Origin of the sequence: Brachybacterium tyrofermentans, from assembly GCF_014897585.1 — a bacterium.
Taxonomy (GTDB): domain Bacteria; phylum Actinomycetota; class Actinomycetes; order Actinomycetales; family Dermabacteraceae; genus Brachybacterium; species Brachybacterium tyrofermentans.
The window spans coordinates 22,832-42,004 of the sequence record NZ_JABUXW010000004.1; the positions used below are offsets into that span (position 1 = coordinate 22,832).

The window sequence follows — 19,173 nt, forward strand, 5'->3', positions numbered from 1 at the left end:
CGGGGATGCCCACCACCCGTCTCCGACCGCCCCGGATCATCGCGGATCTCCCCGGATCACCCGCCGGTTCGTCTCCGGATCGTCTCCGGATCGTCGGCGGATGTCTCCGGATCGAGCCTCGGGACGGGCAGCGCCGTTCCGATAGCCTTCCCCCATGCTCTTCGGCTCCGGTTCGTCCCTGTCCAGCCTCGTGACAGCCCTCGGCAGCACCGCGAGATTCGTCCGCAGCGCGACGAAGAGGACGGAGCACCGGGTGCGCCGCACCGCGATCGCGCGACCGCTGTCCACCGGTGGGTTCCTCGGCGCCTCGATGACCACGTGGGTCTCCACCTCCCCGAGCTTGCTGCCGCGCACCTGGTGGATGTGGACCCTCAACTTCGGGGCCTCGCAGATCTACGGCTACGCCGGCGGGGTCCTCGCCGAGAGGATCGTTCGCCGCGTCAGCGGGGCCCTCGGGCTGCGGGTACAGATCGCGGAGGACCATCGCGAGCGGGCCCGCTGGCTCGGGGCCGCCGCCCTGCTCAGCATCTCCGCCTATTCGTGGGTGCGCGGGGTGCTGCGCCAGCGGGAGATCAGCCATCTCGTCCAGGAGGAGCCCAAGAACCTCGCCACCCATGTGGTCGGCACCGCGGGCGGCCTGCTGGCCTCCCTCGGGGTGCTGGGGACCGTGCGCGGGGTCATCGCGACCGCGCACATGTACCGCGCTCTGCTGCGGCCCTACCTCCCGGCGCGAGTGGTCGCCGTGCTCTCCCTCCTGCTCACCACGGCCACCGTGGCCGTGCTCGCCGAGCGGATCCTGCGCGAGCGGGTGCTGGAGCAGATGATCGAGCGCGCGGAGGCCACCAACCGGCTCATCTCCCCCGACGTGCCCCGGCCCTCGTCGCCGCTGCGCTCGGGGAGTCCTGAGTCCTGGGAGACCTGGCAATCCCTCGGGGCACCGGGGCGCAAGATCGTCTCCGCAGGCCCCACGCGCGAGGCGATCGCCGCGACCATCGGCGCGGGAGCCGCAGGATCGGGAACCGCCGACGACGAGGCGATCGAACCGATCCGGGTGTACGCCGGGAAGTCCTCGTCACGATCGCTGGAGGAGACGGTGCAGGCCGTGCTCGCCGAGCTGGATCGCACCGGGGCATGGGACCGGGACGTGCTGGTGCTGTTCACGGGGACCGGCACCGGATGGCTGCAGGAGTGGTCGCTCTCCGCGATCGAGTTCCTCACCGGTGGGAACTGCGCCACGGCGTCCCTGCAGTACTCCGTGTACCCCAGCGGTCTCAGCTACCTCCTGGATCGCCGCAGCCCGCCGCGCGCCGGGAACCAGCTGTTCGATGCGGTGCGCCGACGCCTGGACGCGATGCCCGAGCAGTCCCGACCGCGCCTGTTCGTGGCCGGGGAGTCCCTGGGATCCTTCGGCGGCAATGCGGCTTTCCGGGACATCAAGGATCTGCTCTCCTCGGTGGACGGCGCCGTCTGGACGGGCACCCCGAGCTTCACGCCGCTGTGGAGGGAGATCGTCTCCCGCAGCCGACCCGGAGCCCCTGCCATCGCCCCGATCATCGATCACGGGCGCAATATCCGCGTCGTCACCCGTCCCCGCGACCTGCATCGGAACTACTTCGGCGGGTTGTACGAGACGTGGCAGCACCCGCGGGTGGTCTATGCCCAGCATCCCTCGGACCCGGTGGTCTGGTGGCGTCCCTCGCTGCTGTGGGAGGAGCCTGCCTGGCTGCGTCAGCGGGTCGGGCACGACGTCACGACGGCGATGCGCTGGTTCCCCTGGATCACGTTCTGGCAGATCGCGGCGGACATGCCGCTGTCGATCAAGGTCACCGGTGGGCACGGCCACTCGTACCACGAGGAGATGGTGCCGATCTGGGCCGCCGTGCTCGGGCAGGATGGCCCGGGGTCCGACGCCGCCACCCAGCGAAGCCGGCACATCGCGATCGTGAAGGCGATCCGACAGATCAACCCGCGGGTCTGAGCGGCCGGCCAGCAGTCGGCGCAGTCCCGAGGCCATCAGCCCTGGGCCGTCCTGGGAACCGCTGCCGGGGATCCCGCCCCTGGAGCCGGAGCTCAGGGGTTCGGGCCGGTCGCGATGGGCAGGGTCGGATCGGCGCTCCACTGCGACCAGGATCCTGGGAACAGCCGCACCTTCGTGAACCCGGCGCGCTGCAGGGCGAGGACGTCGTGGGTGGCGGTCACCCCGGATCCGCAGTAGACGATGGCTTCCTGGTCGAGGCGCACCCCGGCGGCCTCGAAGCGCTCGCGCAGCTCGTCGGCGCCGAGGAAGCGTGCGCCCTCGGAGAGGTTGCCGGTGAAGGGCAGGTTCACGGCACCGGGGATGTGGCCGGCCCGGGGGTCGATCGGCTCGGTCTCTCCCCGGTAGCGCTCCGGTGCACGGGCGTCGATGATCAGGGCCTCGCCGGCGGCGACCTCGTCGGCCGTGGCGATCTGCTCGGCGGGCCAGGCACGGGCGGGCACGTCGCCCGGCGCCGCCTGGATCTCCCCGGTCTCGAGCGGGCCGTCCCAGGCGCTCAGGCCGCCGTCGAGGACGGCGGCGTCGTGGCCCAGCGCTCGCAGCATCCACACCAGGCGCCCGGCGGGTGACCCGTTGGTGTCGTCGTAGGCGACAACGGCCGAGCCGTCCTGCACCCCGGCGCGGCGCAGGGAGGCGGCGAAGTCCTCGGGGTCGGGAAGGGGGTGGCGGCCTGCCTCCGGGCGGGCGGGTGCGGCGAGCTCGGTGTCGAGGTCGATGTAGACCGCACCGGGCAGATGGCCCTCGAGGTACGCGTGACGGCCGGTGGAGCCGTCGAGCGCCCACCGCACGTCCAGCAGGTGCACGGGGCGCACCCCGGCAGTCTCGAGGACCTCGTGGAGATCGGCGAGGTCGATGATCGGGGCGAGCGCTGCGGCATTCATGGCGCGAGCCTACGCGTCGGCCCGGCCCGTGGTCACGCCGTCAGCTGGTCAGGTGCTGGTCAGGCGCGGACCTGGAGGTCCACTCGCACCAGGCGATGATCCGAGGTGGGGAACGGATGCGTGCCGGTCAGCTCGCTGCCGGACTGTCCCGCCGCCGGCCAGAACACGGCCGAGGAGACGACCTGGAGCGTCTTCGCCGGCAGCACGTAGTCCACGCGCAGGTTCCCGGGGCCCGGGGTATCCGCGAAGTCCGCCGTGTCGTACTGGGGATCGGTGCCGTGATCGGCGTTCGCGCCGCCCTGCTCTGTCGCCTCGAGGGCCCCCTCGCTGCGGGGCATCGTGTCGCGCACGCGCGGGTGCTTGAGCAGCTGGTCCATCGCGCCCGGCCAGGAGTCGCCGTCGAGCGGATCGGAGTTGTAGTCCCCGAGGATCACGAACTTCTCCTGCGCGGCGAGGCCACCGATCGTCCCGGCGTCGTCGACGATCCACTGCGAGCGCCGGCCCGGGCTGAGGTAGTCGGCCCACAGTCGGATCTCGTCGTTGTTGCGTCGCTGGTTGCGCTTCTCCGGCCCGTCGAAGCTCGGCGGGGTGGGGTGCGCGGTGAGCACATGCACGGTGGAGGACCCGATCCGCACGGGCACGTCCCAGTGGGACTTGGAGCTCAGCCGCAGCTCGGCGGCGTGCTCACCATAGAACTCGGTGGGCAGCAGGTTGCTCGGCATATCGGCCCAGCGCAGCTTCTGGAAGGTGCGCACCTGCTCGGTGAGGATCGGATGACGGGAGAGGATGACCATCCCGTACTGGCCCGGGAACTCGCCGAACCCCCAGGCGTCGTCCGGGCCGTCGGCGACGCCGTCACCGTTGAGGTCGTGTCCGCTGGGCACGCCGGTGTTCACCGGAGCCGTGAAGGAATAGGGATAGAAGACCGGGGTGCGGCCGTTCTGCCCGACCTCGAGGTACTTGCTGCGGAAGAGGTCGATCCCTGACCCGTCCTCGTCGAAATCGAACTCGTTGAGCAGCAGGACGTCGGGGTTGTTGATCTGGATGACCTCGGCGACCGCGCGGATCTGCGCGTCCTTGCCGGACTCGAGGTCGCTCAGGAGCTCTCCGGCCTTCGCGCGGTTCAACGACGCGTTGTAGGTCGCCACCCGCAGCCGCTCGAACTGGCCACCGCGGCGGCCGGGCTGAGGGGCTGCGTGGGACGCTGCTGCCGGCAGGCCGAGGCCCGCTGCGGCAGCGGCGGCGAGGGCACGGCGACGGCTGATGCTCGGTGACATGCCTTCCATTGTGCAGTAATTGCGTCGCAGACCACAACGTGGGTGTGGACGACGGATCCTCCCCACGATATTCCCGACAATCGTCCACACCGGCCCCGCCCCGCTCGAGCCGGTGCAGGCCCTGCCTGGAGCCGACGCAGACCCTGCCTCGCCCCCACGGAAACGCGATCAATGGGAGACTGACGAGCATGAGAATCGCGTTCCTGGGCACCGGCCGCATGGGCACGGAACTGGCCCTCCACCTGCTCCCCGAGCATCAGCTGACCGTCTGGAACCGCACGGCGGCCCGGACCTCGACCCTCGCCGAGGCGGGCGCCGCCGTCGCGGACTCCCCCGCCGATGCCGTCACCGACGCCGACCTCGTGATCACCTCGCTGTTCGGCCCGGATGCCGTGCGCGAGACGGTCACCGCCGCCGGTCTGATCCCGGCCGGAATCCCCTGGATCGACACCACGACGGTTTCACCCGAGGACGCGGATGAGTTCGCCGAAGCCGTCCCCAGCTACGTGGGAGTCCCGGTGATCGGCACCCTCGGCCCGGCCCGCAAGGGATCGCTCGGCGTGTACGTCGGCACGCCCGACGCCTCCCTGCGAGATCAGGTCCTCGAGCTCGTGTCGCCCTGGGCGGACCCGGCGCGGCTGAAGGGCGTCGACTCCGGCCGTAAGGCCGCCACCGGCAAGCTGCTGGCGAACCTGGCGCTGGCGATCAGTGCCCAGGGGCTGCGCGAGGCACTGGCCCTGGGCGAGGCCGCGGGCGCCTCCGACGAGGAGACGCTGGGCATGCTCGATTCGACCGGACTCGCTTTCATCGCCGGCATGAAGGGGGCCTTCGTGCGGGGCGAGCGCACCACGGAGGGCGGCGACTTCACGGCCGACGCGATCGCCAAGGACGCCCGGCTGATGATCGACACGGTCGGGGCGGCGGCGTCCGATTCAACGTCGCCGACTTCCCGCCCCGGCGGCGACCTGCCCGCCCTGCGCGGCGCCCTCGCCTCCCTCGATGCGGAGATCGCCGCCGGTCACGGCGACGACGACTTCTCCACCATCCTGTTGCCGGGGGCCCAGCGCACCGGGGAGTGAGGTCGAGCGGCCTCAGCGGCAGATCGCCCGGAAACGATCCGGGTCGACGGCGATCAGCTGCCGAGGATCGCCATGTAGTGGACGTCTATCCAGGCGCCGTCCAGCAGCAGGGCGTCCCTCCCCGTGCCCTCGTGGACGAAGCCGACCTTCTCGTACACGTGCCGGGCGCGCGGGTTGAGGTCGTAGACCTCCAGGGTGATGCGGTGCAACCCCATAGTGCGCAGGCCGTGCTCGACGATCAGCCGGGTGGCCTCGGTGCCGAGACCGCGGCCGCGGCCGGCGGCCCCCAGCAGGGTCCGGAAGCCGCAGGAGCGATTGCCTGCGTCCCAGTCGTTCAGGACGACCTCACCGACGAGGTCTCCCGTGGCTCGGTCGATCACACCCAGGACCAGCCGGTCCTCTGCGTGCGCCCATGCTCCGTAGATCCCACGGAGTTCATCGAGGGACGGGCCCGTGAACTCCTCGTCCCGAGAGTGCACGGAGCCGGTGAGGATCGCGATCTCCTCATCGTCACAGATCAGGGCGCCGATGACGTCAGCATCCTCGGCTCGGATCGGCCGCAGAATGACGAGCTCGCCGCGCAGGGTCGGCTTCAGGCTGAAGGGAGTGGCCATGGGGAGACCCTATAGAAACGAGCATCGGCCACTGCCGATTCGTCGGGCCGGCACCAGCACCACAAATAGCGGTGTCGCACTATTGACGCTTTCCGACAGGCACCATAGATTCTTCTCTCGTGATGCGGACCACACCTGGGTCCGCTCGAACGAAGGAGTTCCTCATGAGCAGTCCCTTCCCCCGCCGCGCCGTCCTCACGGCCGGCGCCGCTGCCGCCACCGCTGCCGCCGCGACCGTCGGCCTCGCGCCCGCAGCCCTCGCGAAGGGCCCGGAACGCTCCGCACCCTTCACGCTCGATGCCGAGGTCCTCGACGGCGGCGAACAGATCGTCTCAGTGACGATCGACGCCACCCGCCGGGGCGGCCTTCCCACCGGGGAGCTCCCGACCTCGACCTTCACCGTCCACGCCCGCGGGACGAATCCGCTCACCGGCGAGGTCGCCTACGACGTCGAGCGCCCGATCACGGCGGTGAGCGCCGACCATCGCGGGCGGATCACCGTCGAGCTCGAGCACGGCAACGGCGTCGAGGGCGCAGGCACCCTCGGCTGGATGGGCGACGCCGGCCGCAACGTGCAGCTCGACCTCGAGTACACGATCACGCAGAACGAGCCGCTCCCCCTGCACGGCAAGGGCGTCCCGCAGATCTCCTCGTTCGTCCAGGGCGACCTCGTGTCCCCCGAGGTCGATGCCTTCAGCTCCCATGTCTCCGCCTCGGGCACCAACTACCGTCTCTTCAGCCCGGCGCGATCCAGCCGGCCGGCGGAACGTCCCCTCATCATCTGGCTGCACGGCGGCGGCGAGGGCGGATTCACCGAGGGGGGCGTCGAGTACTACGACAACGAGTCCCAGATGAGGGCGAACCGTGGCGCCCTGGGCGTGGCGACGCCCGAGGCCCAGGAGATCTTCGGCGGTGCCTACGTCGTGGCCCCGCAGTGCCCCTCGGCGTGGATGCTCGATGGCCCGGCCTTCGAGCCCCTGGTCGACGAGATCATCGAGGAGGTCGCCGCCGCGCACCCGGTCGACCGCAGCCGCGTCCACGTGATCGGTGCCAGCAACGGCGGCTACATGACCTTGAAGATGGTGGTGGAGAACCCGGGCGTCTTCGCCTCCGCGACCCCGATCTGCGGCGTGGTCAAGGAGTACTACGACTCCCCCGGGCCCTTGGTGCCCGATGCAGAGCTGGCCGCGATCTCCACTCCGACCTGGCTGATCGCTGCGGCGAACGACGGCACCGTGGACCCCGTGGCGAACACCGTCCATGCCCACGAGCTGATCGACGGGTCGATCCTCAGCCTGTACGACACGGTGACCTGGGAGGGCGTGGACTACTCCGGGCACTTCTCCTGGATCTATGCGAGCCGCAACGATCCCTCCCACGACGGGATGAGCCTGTGGGAGTGGATGGCGGCGCAGGAGCTCTGAGACAGCGCCCGACGGATGGCCGAACGGCTCAGATCCCGACTGCGCGCAGCACTGCCTGAGCGGTGCTGCGCGGGTCGGGGCCCACGGGCACCGCGGCGTCCTCGACCCCTGCGGCGTCGAGGATGTCGGTGAGCTCGTCGAAACGGTCCAGGTGCCAGGCCAGGCCGTCCGGATCGCCCTCGTGCCGGCGATGCAGGCGCGCGCGCACGAGCTCTCGCGGCGCGGTCAGCCGCACCACGGTGAGCGGGCAGCCGAACGCCGTCTCGTAGCTGGCGCGGTCGGCGCGCTCCTCGATCACCCCGGCGGCGACCAGCACCTGGGCCCCGGCCTCCCGGTGCACCGCGCTCACGGCGCGGAGCGCGGCCTGCTCGAGCCGGCTGTTGAAGCGGTCCCCGGGTGGGGCCGGCCAGGACCGACGCAGCCAGTCCAGGTCGAACGCGGAACCGGGGATCGAACGCACCTCGAGCTCGTCGGCGATCGCGTCGGTCGTCGTCGTCTTCCCGACCCCCACGGCGCCGATCAGCAGCAGCGCCCGAGGCGCTCCCGAGCTCATCCCAGGTCCTCGAGCACGCCGGCGGCGGCCTGCCGCCCGCTGAAGAGGCAGCCGCCCAGGAAGGTGCCCTCCAGGGCGTTGTGCCCGTGCACTCCCCCGCCGCCGAAGCCGCTCGCCTCTCCCGCGGCATAGAGGCCCGGCAGTCGACGGTCTGCGGCGTAGTCCCCCGGCTCCGCAGTGCCTGGAGCCGCGAGAACGGGCGCCCGCTGCACCCTTCCGCCGAGGTCCGTCTCGAGGCCGCCGAGCGTCTTGCGCAGCAGCACATGCAGCCGCACGGCGATCAGCCCCCCGGCCGACGGGTCCAGCAGACGGTGCGGGGCCGCCGTGCGGATCAGCCGGTCCCCGAGATAACGCCGAGCCCCGCGCAGCGCGGTGATCTGGGCATCCTTCGAGAATCGGTTCGTGATCTCCGCGTCCCGGGCGCGGATCACCCGCTCGAGGTCCTGAGCGTCCACGAGGTCCTCGCCGGTGAGGGCGTTCATGCGGGCCACCAGTTCGGGCACCGTCCCGGCCTGCAGGAAGTCCTCGCCGTGGTCGAGGAAGGCCTGCACCGGGGCGGGCGCGCCGGGCTTCACCCGGGAGAGCACCTGCTTCACGTCCCTGCCGGTGAGGTCCGGGTTCTGCTCGCTGCCGGAGAGCGCGAACTCCTTCGCGATGATCTTCGGCGTGAGCACGAACCAGGAGTGGTCGTGGCCCGTGGTGCGCAGGTGCCGCAGCGTCGAGGTGGTGTCGAAGCCGGGGAAGGCCGGGGCGGGCAGCCGGTTCCCGCGGGCGTCCACCCAGAGGGACGACGGGCCGGGCAGGATGCGGATGCCGTGACCGCGCCACACCGGGTCCCAGTTCCGGATGCCCTCGGTGTAGTGCCACATCCGGTCGCGGTTGATCCAGCTCCCGCCGGCGCGCTCGGCGGCGAGCATCCCGGTGCCGTCGACGCTCGCCGGCACCCCATGCACGACCTCCTCGGGCATGGTGCCGAGATCCGCAGGCCACAGCTCGCGCACCAGCTCCTCGTTGCCGCCGATCCCGCCGGTGGCGACCACGATCGCGGCGGCCCGGTGCTCGAATTCGCGGCTCGCCTCGCGAGTGGAGCCGACGCCGCGCGCGGTGGCATCCGGGGCGAGCACCTGCCCGCGCACCCCGACGGCTCGCCCGCCCTCGACGAGGACCTCCTCGACCGCATGGCGGGTGGCCAGCGTGATCCGGCCCGCGGTGCGGTGGGCGGCGAGCGCCCGGACGAAGGGCTCGACGACGCCGGGCCCGGTGCCCCAGGTGATGTGGAAGCGGGGCACGGAGTTGCCGTGTCCCTCGGCGCGGCCGTCGCCCCGCTCCGCCCAGCCGACGACGGGGAAGAGTCGCAGTCCCAGGCCGTGCAGCCAGGATCGTTTCTCCCCCGCGGCGAACTGCAGGTAGGCCTCGGCCCAGCGGCGCGGCCAGTGATCCTCCGGCCGGTCGAAGGCGGCGGAACCGTGCCAGTCCTGGCGGGCCAGCTCCAGGCTGTCGCGGATGCCGAGGTGCCGCTGCTCCGGGGAGTCGATGAGGAAGAGCCCGCCGAAGCTCCACCAGGCCTGCCCGCCGAGGTCCTGTTCGCCCTCGCGCTCCAGGAGCAGCACCCGTCGGCCGCCGTCGGCGATCCGCGTGGCGGCGACCAGGCCCGACAGGCCCGCGCCGACCACGATCACGTCAGCGCCGTCCGCGGCGTGGCGCGCAGCGGTCACTGCACCGAGATGCGGTGGACCCGCTCGAGATGATTCGTGGAGTTGTCGCCGCTCATGGTGCGGGACTTCTGGCGGTTGTTCGTGCCGACCTTGCGGTCCCCGCGCTGGAGGTTGCCGACGGCGACCTCCGTCTCCCGTTCGAAGTGGTGACGCTTGTCGGTGTTGCGGTAATAGCGGTAGATGCCGCCGTAGATCGCCGCGAACACCGCCGGCCCTGCGACGAAGGGGAAGGCGATGCCGATCGCGCCGTCCCCGGAATCGGCCAGCAGCATCGGCGTCATCGGATCCGCCGCCAGCTCAGCGAGCAGTGGGAACATCGCGTCCGTCCTCTCCGCCCTCGGCCGACGAGGTGTCGGGCGCTGTCGTCATCGTGATCATCGTCGTCAAACTGCTCATCTGTGCCCTCATCCCGCCAGGAACCAGCCGAAGCCGACCACGGCCCCGATCACCGCCGCGACCGTGCCTCCCGCGCAGGCCACGGCGAAGATCTTCGGGTGCGAGACCGGGACCGAGCCCATGGTGTTGCCGTTGCGGGCGTTGACCGCGATGTAGTGGACCAGCGAGCCCTCGCCCTTGGCGGAGTCGGCGTAGCTGTACAGCCAGACCGGCACGTAGACGGAGACCCAGCGGGTTCCGCGCACGGCCACGCCCTCCTGCTCCCAGCGCACCCCGCGGTCGTACCGGCCGACGGTCGGCGTGGCCTTCGCCCGCGCGATCGACAGGAACTTCTCCTCGACCTCGTCGTCGACATCGCGGACGTTGAGGTCGCGGCGCTCGGACGTGAAGTTCTTGAGGTAGTTCGAGTTGTAGGCGACGGCGTTCTCGGTGTCGTACGGCTGGACGGCGTTGAGGATGTTGTTCGTCGCCTGCGCGTTGTCCTGCGCGTCGAAGCGCTGCGCGGACTCGATCGTGAGGTCGTCCACCAGCAGGTCGAAGGCCCGCTTCACCTGGAAGACGTCCGCGTCGTAGTAGGTCTCGGTGCGCTTGTGGTCGCCGCTGCCGGTGGTCACCGTGTACCGACGGGTGGTCACCTCGCCGAGGCCGCCGAGCTCGGCATGCATGTTGCCGTCCACCACCATGTACGGGATGTACACGCCCATGACGTTGTCCGGGACGAACTCCGACTTGAAGCGTCCCAGCGCGAAGGCCTTGCGCTTCCCGGCGAAGGCGTCGATGCGTTCGACGGCCTCCTCGCGGGTGAGCTGGAAGGGAAGCACCGCGTCCGGCACCGCACCGTTGGGGATCTGGGTGTTCACCGACAGGGTCTGCCGGCACCAATGGCACCGTGCCTGCAGCTCCTGGTCGACGTTGACGACCACCTCGGCGCCGCAGCCCTGGCACTTCAGGGTCATCACCGTGAAGTCCTCGCGGATATCCGCGGTGCCGGAGGCCAGCGTGTGGCCGCGCAGGTCCGCGATCGACGAGTCCAGCCCGAACGCCTTCTCCGCGTTCTCCTCGTTCCACTGGTGGCGGCAGTACGCGCACACCAGGGCCTTCGCCGAGAGCGAGTAGGAGATGTCCGTGCCGCCGCACGACGGGCATTTGTTCAGGCCGTCGCCGTGGCTCGAGCTGGTGTCGATGATGCGGTTGCTGGCGTGCTGGCGCGCCGCCTCGGCGGCGCCGGCCACGGACTCGTCACCGAGCATCTCGGCGGGGCGCTGGTTCTGCTGGTTCTGCGGAGGCCGGCTGTGCTGCGGGGACGACCCCGTCGGCGCGCCGCCCTGCCCTGCCTGCCCACCCTGCCCGCCCCGCCCCGCAGGCCACTGGGGCGTGGAGCGGGGGTCGGAGCTCTGGGCTCCCGGCGCGGAGAAACGACCGTCATCGGAGGCCGAGGGCACGCCGCGATCGAGATCGGGCCGTGCCCCCGGGCTGCGAGGGTCGTGCTGCGGTCCGGTGTGCGCACCCGCGCCCATGCCGTCGTCGGCCGGGGGCCGGGAGGGCTGGTCGGGATGCGCCCAGCGCGGATCCTGAGGAGGAACGGTCATGACAGGTCAGAGGCCGAGAGCGGCCTTCTTCGCCGCCTCGTAGTCCTCTTCCGAGATCAGACCCTGCTCCAGCATCTGCTTGTACTGGGCGAGCTTGGCGACCGGATCCTCCTGCGCGGGCGCGGCCTGCTGGGGCGCGGCCTGCTGCTGACCCTCCCCCTGCTGTGGAGCCTGCTGCTGCCCACCCTGCTGGGGCGCACCCTGCTGCTGACCACCCTGCTGGCCGGGAGGCGACCACGGCTGGGCCGGGTTGACCATGCCGCCCGCCGCGCCCATGCCGGCACCGAACATCGCCAGTCCCGCGCCGCCGCCGGTCTCCCCGGCGGACTGCACGCCGCGCGCGGCGGCCTGGTTCATGAACGACTGCGAGCGGGCGCCGGAGAGGGCGTCGGCCTTCTGGACGTCGTTGAGCAGCTCGCGGGTGTTCTGGTCGTACTCGATCGAGACGATCGCGGTCTTCACGATCGCGAGGCCGCGATCGCTGGACCAGCGGTAGCCCTCCTCGACGGCCGCCGAGAGCGACTGCGCGAAGCCCACGGAGTCACCCTGGATCTTGGAGATCCGGTTGCCCTTGTCGGGATCGTTCGTGTAGCGGGAGAACGCCTGGGCGAGCGAGCCGACGACCTCGCGGAACAGCTGGTTTCCCGCGTCGTTGTCCTGGTCGGAGAAGTCGAAGACGGGCGCACCCGCGGAGATGAAGGTGGCCGGCACGAAGTTGTGCACGAACAGCAGCGGGTCGATGATCCGCAGCGTGTACGAGCCGCGGCACACCGCGCCCACCTGGGCGTTGAGGTAGGCGTCGTCCCAGTAGATCTCGGACTGCGTGCCGAAGCGGTTGTTCGGGATCTCCTTGAGGCTCACGTAGAAGGCGAGCTGCTGCGAGGAGGGGCGGCCGCCGAACTTGAAGCGCTCCCAGGAGGTGCCGACCGTCGAGGCCAGCATCTCGTCCCCGGCGAAGACGGAGCGGGCATCCGGCGAGGAGTCGGTGAACTCGTAGCCGCCGGCCTCGGTGATCAGGCCTGTCGCGCGGCCGTCGACCACCGTGATCAGCCCGTAGCCCTGGGGCACGAGGATCTTGGAGCCGTTGGAGATGACGTTCTCGGACCCGCGGGTGTTCGAGCCGCGACCGGCGTTGGTGCCCTGCGGCACCGCCGGGAACAGGGCCGCCGTCTGCGACAGCCCGTTCGGAACGGTGAGGAAGTCCTTCCACTGATCGGCGAGCATGCCGCCGACAGCGCCCTTGAATGCCTGGATGAATCCCATGTGAGCTCCTTCGTCGCCCCCGAGCGTGTGATCGGTGCCATGGTATCGCGCAGCGCCCGAACGCTCGCTGGATCCACGCACTACCGTCGCTGGGTATGGAGCCGACGCGTGGTGGGGACCCCCGTGAGCACACGGGCCCTCGAGCGCGCGAGAGCCTCCCCGAGCGCCTGGAGCGCCAGCAGGTCGCGATCTATCTGACCGCGCTCGTCGGCGGTCTCGCACTGGGCGCGCTCCTGCCCGGCGCCTCGCCCGCGCTCGAGGTCGCCGTGGAGCCCGCGATCGCCGCCCTGCTGCTGGTCACCTTCCTCGGTGTGCCGCTGCGAGACCTCGGCGCCGGGTTCCGGGACGGATGGTTCCTGCTGACCCTGCTCGCGATGAACGTCCTGGCGGTGCCTCTGATCGTCGCGCTGATCACGCTCCCGCTCGCAGGATCTCCGGAGCTGCTCGTCGGCGCCCTGCTGGTGCTGCTGGCCCCGTGCATCGACTACGTCCTGGTGTTCACGGCGCTCGCGGGCGGGGCGAAGGACCGCCTGCTCGCGGCGACCCCGCTGCTGATGCTCGCGCAGCTGGTGGCCCTGCCCGTGCTGGTGCCGCTGCTCAGCGGTGGCGCCGCCACGGGCCTGATCGAGCCCGGCCCGTTCGTGCGCGCCCTGGTGCTGCTGGTGCTGCTCCCCCTGCTCGTGGCCGCCGCGATCCAGCGCCTCGCCCCGCGCTGGGATCTCTCGCCGACGATGGTGCCGCTGATGGTGCTGGTGCTCGTCGCCGTGGTCGCCTCGCAGACCCCTCGCGTGCTCGGCGCAGGGACCGCGCTGCTGGCCCTCGTGCCGATCTACGCCGGCTTCCTGGTGCTCGCCACAGGTGCCGGGATCCTCGTGAGCCGCCTGGCGCACCTCGACGTCCCCGCCGCCCGCGCCGTGACCTTCTCCGGCGCGACCCGCAACTCCCTCGTGGTGCTGCCGCTGGCCCTCGCGATCCCCTCGCCGCTCGTTCCTGCCGCAGTCGTCACCCAGACCCTCGTCGAGCTGCTCGGGATGGTGCTGCTGGTGCGGATCCTGCCGCGGCTGGTCAGGGACGGGACGCGACCACCAGCGCTGCGCTGACCGCGAACGCGAGCGCCCCGTCGGTCTCCACGTACGGAGCCCACAGCCTCCGCACCCGCTCCTCGATCTCCGCACGCACCGCGCCCGTCTGCGCCCGGTGGAGCCGGCCCGCACCCCCGACGCCGCCCGCGATCCCGGCCATCAGCTCGTCGGCCGCGACGCGCCAGGTCCAGAGCAGCTCCTCGGCGCGCCCGACCTGCAGACCGGCCTCCCGCGCGATGCTCGCCAGCCCGTCGGTCGAGCGCGGGAAGTCGAGCTCAGGCACCAGGCGAGCGCTGGGCACGGGGACGGCGCCGGCGGCTCGGCTCGCCTCTCCGAAGGCCGCCAGATGCGGTCCGGGAGCGGCGGGCCAGATCGTCATCGCGATCGGGGCCGACGGCGCCGCGACCCGCGCGAGGTCGCGCACCGTGGCGCGCGGATCGGGGACGTGGTTGACGACGAAGTTCGCGGTGACCGCACCGGCGGAGCGGTCGGGCAGCGGGAGCAGCGGCGCGCCGGCCTCTTCGACGCTGAGCGCGCTCCCGGCCGACGCCGCGACCTCAAGGGTCGCGGCCTCGCGCGTCGCGGCCACCATGTCCGCGTCCGGATCCACGGCGAGGACCCGTCGGCCCTCCCTCGCGGCGGCGAGTGCGAGGTCGCCGGTCCCGCAGCCCACATCGAGATGGAGCTCTCCGGGCGCGGTCACCTCCAGCAGGGTCGGCACGGTGCCCGCGCAGAGGGTCGCAAAGGATCGGCGATAGGCGCCGGCCACTCCGTCGAAGCTGCTCACGCGCCGACCTCCGGCAGCAGCACCGTCGCGAGCGTGAGCCGTGGCTTCCCGGTGCCGCTCTCCTCCTGGTACGGGGCGAGGAGCTCGGCGAGCCCCTGCTGGATATGGGCCAGATCCTCGGCGTCGGCATAGAGCGGTCCGCGCCCGAAGCCGAGCAGGTCCCGCAGGTCCGGCGCGCCCCGCTCGAGCAGGCGGTCGAAGTCCGCGGCGAGCTCCCCGAGGAAGACCACGAACGACTCCCGCAGCTGGGCGTCGCTCATCGCGCGCAGGCCGTCGTGGTCGACGTGCGCCATCCGCTCCCCGAGCGCGAGGGTGCGCTCGACCGCCCCGCGCACCTTGCGCTCCTCGACCACGGCCAGCAGCCCGGCATCCAGCAGGGCGCTGATGTGCCGATAGAGCGTGGCCTGCTTGACCTCGGGCAGCGCCGCCTTCAGCTGCGTGGTGGTGAGGCTGCGCCCGCCGAGCTGCTGGATGATCCGCAGCCGGACGGGGTGGGTGATCGTCTCGGAGATCGTCGAGCGTCCGAGGTCGCCGGGATCAGGCATCTGCACTTCCCCTACCGTTCTCATGCTGATAATGTTCGCACTACGAGATCATTCTACGAGCGACGGAGCCCGACATGACGCACATCAGCATCGAACCTCACCAGATCCGCCTCGAGTTCCCAGGATGGGAGTCGCTGATGACCCGGCGCGGCACCGTCACGGTCCCCCTCACGGCCCTGCGAGGCGTCCAGGTCGAACCGGGGTGGAGCTCGGAGGTCCTGGGCCTCCGCTCCGGACTCGTCATCTCGGGATATCGCACGGTGGGCACCTTCCGGCACCCCTCGGGCACCCGCCGCCTGGTGTCCATGAAGCGAGGGCTCCCCCTCCTGCGGCTCGTGGTGGACCGCACGGCGACCGGCTTCGACGAGATGTTGCTCAGCACTCGCGATGCCGCGGCGATCGCCGACAGCCTCCACGCCGGAGCACGGTCATGACGGCCATGACGGCTCTGCCGATCGAGGTGACAGGGCTGAACAAGAGCTTCGGTCCCGTGCACGCCGTGGACGACGTGACCTTCGGCGTACGGCGCGGGCGGGTCACCGGCTTCCTCGGGCCCAACGGGGCGGGGAAGTCGACGACCCTGCGGATCCTGCTTGGGCTGATGCGCTCAGACAGCGGGAGCGCTCTCGTGAACGGTCGGGCCTATCGCGATCTCGTGCAGCCGAGCCGCACCATCGGTGCCGTCCTGGACCTGTCGTCCGCGCATCCGGGCATGACCGCCCGCGGCCATCTGCGCACCTACGCCGCACTGGGAGGGATCCCTGCCACCCGTATCGACGAGGTCCTGCACGAGGCCGGGGCGCAGGAGTACGCCGATCGCCGGATCGGGACGTTCTCCACCGGGATGAGGCAGCGCCTCGCCCTCGCGACCGCGCTGCTCGGCGAGCCGGAGATGCTGATCCTGGACGAGCCCACCAACGGCCTCGATCCGGCAGGGATCGCCTGGCTGCGCACCTTCGTGCGGACCTACGCCGAGCGCGGCGGCACGGTGCTGCTCTCCAGCCACGCCCTGGGCGAGGTGCAGCGGGCGATCGACGATGTGGTGCTCATCGACCGAGGCAGGGTCGCCCGTTCGGGCCCGCTGGGCGACCTTCTCGCCACGGCTGATTCCCTCGAATCCGCCTTCCTGCAGGCGACGCGCGCGGGGGTGGCGGCATGACGGCCTTCTCCGGTGAGCTGACCCGTCTGCGCTCCACCCGCCTCCCCCTGTGGACGCTGTTCGCCGCGATGCTGTGCGGAGGCGGACTGACCGGTCTCCTGGCCCTGATCGGCCCCGAGAACGCGACACCCCCGATGCCCGGTCTGGACACGCCCGAGGGCGGCGGCATCGTGCTCGGGATCGGCGGGCTGCTGCTGTTCGTCCCCGCTCTGATCGGCACGACGGCGGTCACGAGCGAGTACCGTCACCGGACCATCGGTGCCACGTTCCTGGCCGTGCCCCGGCGCGGTGCCGTGCTGCGCGCCAAGCTCGGGGTCTTCGCGATCCTGGGACTCGGCTACGGCCTGGTCAGCTCCCTCTCCTCCGGTCTCGCCCTGCTCCTCGGCACGGCGATCCACGGCGAGGAGCTCGGCCTCCCCGCCGGCCAGCTGGTCACGATGCTCGTGCAGCTCACGCTGGCCTCCGCGGTCTACATGGTGCTGGGCGTCGGGATCGGAGCTCTCGCCCGCCACCAGCTGCTCGCCGTCGGCATCGTGCTGGGGTACTTCTACTTCCTGGAGTACGTGCTGATGCTGATCCCCGGCATCAACCGCCTGTACCCGATCCTGCCCGGTGGAGCCACGGCCTCGCTCACCCGCTTCACGTTCCTCACCGAGGCGATCGAGCAGCAGACCGGCACCGCCGCGGCACTGGGCAGCCCCGTGATGGGGGCCCTGATCCTGCTGGGCTACGCGGCGCTCGCCGCCGCGGTCGCCGTCCTGGTCCCCCTGCGCCGCGACCTCGGCTGACCCTCAACCGGTGATGTCGAACTTCGCGAGCTTGCGGCTGTCGCCGGAGCTCTGCAGCGCGAGCAGCTGCGCGTAGATGCCACCGGAGGTCGCCAGCTGCGCCGGGGAGCCGATCTCGTCGATGTGGCCGTCGCGGAGGGTGATGATGCGGTCCACCTCGGCGATGGTGGAGAGACGGTGGGCGATGATCAGCGAGGTGCGGCCGGCCATCAGCTGGTCCAGACCCTTCTGCACCTGGATCTCCGCCTTCGTATCCAGTGCTGAGGTGGCCTCGTCGAGCACGAGCACCGGGGCGTCCTTGAGGATCGCGCGGGCCACCGCGATGCGCTGGCGCTGGCCGCCGGAGAGCTTCAGCCCGCGCTCGCCGATCACCTGCTCATAGCCCTCGGGGAAGCGGAGGATGAAGGCGTCGGCGTTGGCGCGCCGGGCGGCCTCGAGCACCTCCTCGTCGCTCGCCTCGGGGCGGCCGTAGGCGATGTTCTCGCGGATCGTGCCGGAGAACAGGGACGCGTCCTGGAAGACGACGCCGATGCGGGAGCGCAGCTGGTCCAGCGGCAGGTCCGAGCTGGGATGGCCCACCACCTCGACGGCTCCGTTGCGCGGCTCGTACAGGCCCAGCAGCAGGTTCACGATGGTGGACTTGCCACCGCCGGACTCCCCCACCAGGGCGATCTTCTCGCCGCGGTCCACCTGGAAGTCGATGCCGTGCAGCACGTCGTCGCCATCCTCGTAGGCGAAGTCCACGCCGCGGAAGGCGACCACGGGAGCACCGGGCACGGGCTCGATCCGGGGGCGCTCGGCGAGCGCGACGGCGGTCCCGGACGCTGCCGGAGCAGCTGCCGCGCCCGCCTCGCCGATCGAGCTCGTCGTCCCCGCCGGGCGCGGCTCCTCGGCCGATGCCGTGCCCCCCGCGTGACCAGCGTCGGCCGCATCGACGGGACGGGCGGCCATCACCGCGGCGGTGCGCGGATCGACCGGGGTCTCCATCACCCGGAAGTAGTCCTTGGAGCCGGCGATCGCGCGCTGCGCGGCGTCGATCACCCAGCTCATCGACTCCACCGGAGCCTTGGCCATGGTCATGAGCTGGACCAGCAGCACCATCTCGCCGAGCGTGAACTGGCCCTGCACCGTGCGCACGAAGATGATCGCGTAGATGCCGAAGAAGATGAGGTTCAGGAACGCCCGACGGATCACGTCCATCCGATGCCAGTGCGAGGACTGCGCCCGCGTGGTGGCGTCGGTGGAGCGGAAGCGGCGCGAGAAGTCCTCCAGCTCGCCGCGCTCGCGCACGAAGGACTTCACCACGCGGATCTGGCCCACGACCTCGGCGAAACGGCCCGAGGCGATGTCGACCTGCTCGTTCTTCTCGCCCTCCAGGCGCTGCCACTTCACGGAGGTCAGCGAGGTCAGCCACACGTAGACGGGGAACACGATGAGCAGCAGCACGGTGAGCGGCCACGCGTACCAGGCGCTGATCGCGAGCACCGCGACGGTGGTGATGAGCATCGACGCGAAGGAGTTCGACATCATCTTCGTGAAGTTGGTGATCTCGGTGATCGACCTGTTCAGCCTCGCCACGATCGTGCCGGTGATCTCGCCGTCGAACCAGCGCTGGGGCAGGTGCAGCAGCTTGTCGTAGTAGCGCACCGAGAGGATCGTGCGCATCCGGTTGCTCATGACGTCGCCGAACCAGCCGCCGACGTTCGAGATCACCGTGTTGAGCAGCTCCGCCAGCAGCACGGCCGCGGCGATCAGCAGCACGGTGCGCACGGCGGTGCCGGTCGGGGTCGTCCCGTTCACGGCTCCGCTGACGGTGTCGGTGGCGTGGCCGATCAGGAAGGGGACAGTCAGCCCGGCGACGGCGGTGAGCACCGACGCGATGATGACCGCGGTGTAGAGCGGGGCGAGGGACCGGGTGAAGCGGACGATGCGCAGGAGGGACGACACCGGGACAGCGTAGGCGCGATTCCAGGCACGAGGAACGGC

The 19,173-nt window shown here is 71.1% G+C and carries 18 protein-coding genes; 7 read left to right on the plus strand and 11 right to left on the minus strand.

From position 1 onward, the window contains the following. Positions 1 to 154: 154 nt before the first annotated feature. Positions 155 to 1,978: an alpha/beta hydrolase gene (locus INT49_RS03695; RefSeq protein WP_193116379.1), complete on the plus strand. Its 1,824-nt coding sequence runs from the start codon at positions 155 to 157 to the stop codon at positions 1,976 to 1,978. 92 nt (positions 1,979 to 2,070) lie between these two features. On the opposite strand, the gene INT49_RS03700 is transcribed toward INT49_RS03695, so the two are convergent. Next, positions 2,071 to 2,916, minus strand: a complete 846-nt coding sequence (locus INT49_RS03700) for a sulfurtransferase (RefSeq protein WP_193116380.1) — start codon at positions 2,914 to 2,916, stop codon at positions 2,071 to 2,073. A 59-nt stretch (positions 2,917 to 2,975) separates the two neighbouring features. Continuing rightward, a complete protein-coding gene (locus INT49_RS03705) occupies positions 2,976 to 4,193 on the minus strand; it encodes an endonuclease/exonuclease/phosphatase family protein (protein ID WP_193116381.1) in 1,218 nt (405 codons plus the stop codon). A gap of 44 nt (positions 4,194 to 4,237) precedes the next feature. Here INT49_RS03705 and INT49_RS03710 point away from each other — a divergent pair, with 44 nt between their 5' ends. Further along, entirely contained in the window at positions 4,238 to 5,272 is a 1,035-nt protein-coding gene (locus INT49_RS03710; RefSeq protein ID WP_319021500.1) for an NAD(P)-dependent oxidoreductase, read from the plus strand. A gap of 53 nt (positions 5,273 to 5,325) precedes the next feature. Here INT49_RS03710 and INT49_RS03715 read toward each other — a convergent pair whose 3' ends face one another. Further along, positions 5,326 to 5,886, minus strand: a complete 561-nt coding sequence (locus INT49_RS03715) for a GNAT family N-acetyltransferase (protein WP_193116383.1) — start codon at positions 5,884 to 5,886, stop codon at positions 5,326 to 5,328. Positions 5,887 to 6,050: 164 nt separating this feature from the next. Between INT49_RS03715 and INT49_RS03720 the strand changes: the two genes are divergently transcribed. Further along, on the plus strand, positions 6,051 to 7,310 hold the full coding sequence (locus tag INT49_RS03720) for a prolyl oligopeptidase family serine peptidase (protein WP_193116384.1): 1,260 nt from the start codon (positions 6,051 to 6,053) through the stop codon (positions 7,308 to 7,310). Positions 7,311 to 7,338: 28 nt separating this feature from the next. Here the strand turns inward: INT49_RS03720 and INT49_RS03725 are convergent, their stop codons facing one another. The 5 genes from INT49_RS03725 to INT49_RS03745 form a co-directional block, all read right to left on the minus strand. Next, positions 7,339 to 7,863 carry an AAA family ATPase gene (locus tag INT49_RS03725; RefSeq protein ID WP_193116385.1) on the minus strand — a complete coding sequence of 175 codons (525 nt, stop codon included), beginning with the start codon at positions 7,861 to 7,863 and terminating at the stop codon, positions 7,339 to 7,341. Next, the gene (locus INT49_RS03730; protein WP_193116386.1) at positions 7,860 to 9,578 is read right to left on the minus strand and encodes an FAD-binding dehydrogenase; all 1,719 of its coding nucleotides are present in this window, start codon (positions 9,576 to 9,578) and stop codon (positions 7,860 to 7,862) included. The genes INT49_RS03725 and INT49_RS03730 overlap by 4 nt, the downstream gene beginning before the upstream one ends. Further along, positions 9,575 to 9,895, minus strand: coding sequence for a hypothetical protein (locus tag INT49_RS03735; protein WP_193116387.1), 321 nt, complete (start codon positions 9,893 to 9,895; stop codon positions 9,575 to 9,577). The genes INT49_RS03730 and INT49_RS03735 overlap by 4 nt, the downstream gene beginning before the upstream one ends. Before the next feature lie 87 nt (positions 9,896 to 9,982). Next, positions 9,983 to 11,563 (minus strand): TFIIB-type zinc ribbon-containing protein, encoded by a 1,581-nt coding sequence (locus INT49_RS03740; protein WP_226849706.1) that lies wholly within the window; start codon positions 11,561 to 11,563, stop codon positions 9,983 to 9,985. 6 nt (positions 11,564 to 11,569) lie between these two features. Then, entirely contained in the window at positions 11,570 to 12,826 is a 1,257-nt protein-coding gene (locus INT49_RS03745; RefSeq protein ID WP_193116388.1) for an SPFH domain-containing protein, read from the minus strand. Between the two features lie 95 nt (positions 12,827 to 12,921). Here INT49_RS03745 and INT49_RS03750 point away from each other — a divergent pair, with 95 nt between their 5' ends. After that, the gene (locus INT49_RS03750; protein ID WP_193116389.1) at positions 12,922 to 13,926 is read left to right on the plus strand and encodes an arsenic resistance protein; all 1,005 of its coding nucleotides are present in this window, start codon (positions 12,922 to 12,924) and stop codon (positions 13,924 to 13,926) included. On the opposite strand, the gene INT49_RS03755 is transcribed toward INT49_RS03750, so the two are convergent. Together INT49_RS03755 and INT49_RS03760 are read right to left on the minus strand one after the other, a co-directional pair. Then, positions 13,892 to 14,695, minus strand: coding sequence for a class I SAM-dependent methyltransferase (locus INT49_RS03755; RefSeq protein ID WP_193116390.1), 804 nt, complete (start codon positions 14,693 to 14,695; stop codon positions 13,892 to 13,894). The genes INT49_RS03750 and INT49_RS03755 overlap by 35 nt on opposite strands. Continuing rightward, on the minus strand, positions 14,692 to 15,240 hold the full coding sequence (locus tag INT49_RS03760) for a helix-turn-helix domain-containing protein (RefSeq protein ID WP_193116391.1): 549 nt from the start codon (positions 15,238 to 15,240) through the stop codon (positions 14,692 to 14,694). Before INT49_RS03760 ends, INT49_RS03755 begins: the two co-directional genes overlap by 4 nt. A gap of 74 nt (positions 15,241 to 15,314) precedes the next feature. Between INT49_RS03760 and INT49_RS03765 the strand changes: the two genes are divergently transcribed. Genes INT49_RS03765 through INT49_RS03775 form a run of 3 tightly spaced genes read left to right on the plus strand, consistent with a single transcriptional unit; the run spans position 15,315 to position 17,187 of the window. Continuing rightward, positions 15,315 to 15,674, plus strand: a complete 360-nt coding sequence (locus INT49_RS03765; protein ID WP_193116392.1) for a hypothetical protein — start codon at positions 15,315 to 15,317, stop codon at positions 15,672 to 15,674. Next, complete coding sequence (locus INT49_RS03770; RefSeq protein ID WP_226849707.1) at positions 15,671 to 16,399, plus strand: ABC transporter ATP-binding protein; 729 nt, start codon at positions 15,671 to 15,673, stop codon at positions 16,397 to 16,399. Before INT49_RS03765 ends, INT49_RS03770 begins: the two co-directional genes overlap by 4 nt. Next, the gene (locus INT49_RS03775) at positions 16,396 to 17,187 is read left to right on the plus strand and encodes an ABC transporter permease (protein ID WP_193116393.1); all 792 of its coding nucleotides are present in this window, start codon (positions 16,396 to 16,398) and stop codon (positions 17,185 to 17,187) included. The genes INT49_RS03770 and INT49_RS03775 overlap by 4 nt, the downstream gene beginning before the upstream one ends. Positions 17,188 to 17,190: 3 nt before the next feature. On the opposite strand, the gene INT49_RS03780 is transcribed toward INT49_RS03775, so the two are convergent. Further along, a complete protein-coding gene (locus tag INT49_RS03780) occupies positions 17,191 to 19,134 on the minus strand; it encodes an ABC transporter ATP-binding protein (RefSeq protein WP_193116394.1) in 1,944 nt (647 codons plus the stop codon). Positions 19,135 to 19,173 lie beyond the last annotated feature (39 nt).

Coding starts and splice junctions, on each gene's coding strand:
- INT49_RS03765 (WP_193116392.1), top strand. CDS start 15,315: ATGACGCACATCAGCATCGAACCTCACCAGATCCGCCTCGAGTTCCCA.
- INT49_RS03695 (WP_193116379.1), top strand. CDS start 155: ATGCTCTTCGGCTCCGGTTCGTCCCTGTCCAGCCTCGTGACAGCCCTC.
- INT49_RS03735 (WP_193116387.1), bottom strand. CDS start 9,895: ATGTTCCCACTGCTCGCTGAGCTGGCGGCGGATCCGATGACGCCGATG.
- INT49_RS03750 (WP_193116389.1), top strand. CDS start 12,922: ATGGAGCCGACGCGTGGTGGGGACCCCCGTGAGCACACGGGCCCTCGA.
- INT49_RS03720 (WP_193116384.1), top strand. CDS start 6,051: ATGAGCAGTCCCTTCCCCCGCCGCGCCGTCCTCACGGCCGGCGCCGCT.
- INT49_RS03715 (WP_193116383.1), bottom strand. CDS start 5,886: ATGGCCACTCCCTTCAGCCTGAAGCCGACCCTGCGCGGCGAGCTCGTC.
- INT49_RS03760 (WP_193116391.1), bottom strand. CDS start 15,240: ATGCCTGATCCCGGCGACCTCGGACGCTCGACGATCTCCGAGACGATC.
- INT49_RS03700 (WP_193116380.1), bottom strand. CDS start 2,916: ATGAATGCCGCAGCGCTCGCCCCGATCATCGACCTCGCCGATCTCCAC.
- INT49_RS03725 (WP_193116385.1), bottom strand. CDS start 7,863: ATGAGCTCGGGAGCGCCTCGGGCGCTGCTGCTGATCGGCGCCGTGGGG.
- INT49_RS03705 (WP_193116381.1), bottom strand. CDS start 4,193: ATGTCACCGAGCATCAGCCGTCGCCGTGCCCTCGCCGCCGCTGCCGCA.
- INT49_RS03770 (WP_226849707.1), top strand. CDS start 15,671: ATGACGGCCATGACGGCTCTGCCGATCGAGGTGACAGGGCTGAACAAG.
- INT49_RS03740 (WP_226849706.1), bottom strand. CDS start 11,563: ATGACCGTTCCTCCTCAGGATCCGCGCTGGGCGCATCCCGACCAGCCC.
- INT49_RS03775 (WP_193116393.1), top strand. CDS start 16,396: ATGACGGCCTTCTCCGGTGAGCTGACCCGTCTGCGCTCCACCCGCCTC.
- INT49_RS03745 (WP_193116388.1), bottom strand. CDS start 12,826: ATGGGATTCATCCAGGCATTCAAGGGCGCTGTCGGCGGCATGCTCGCC.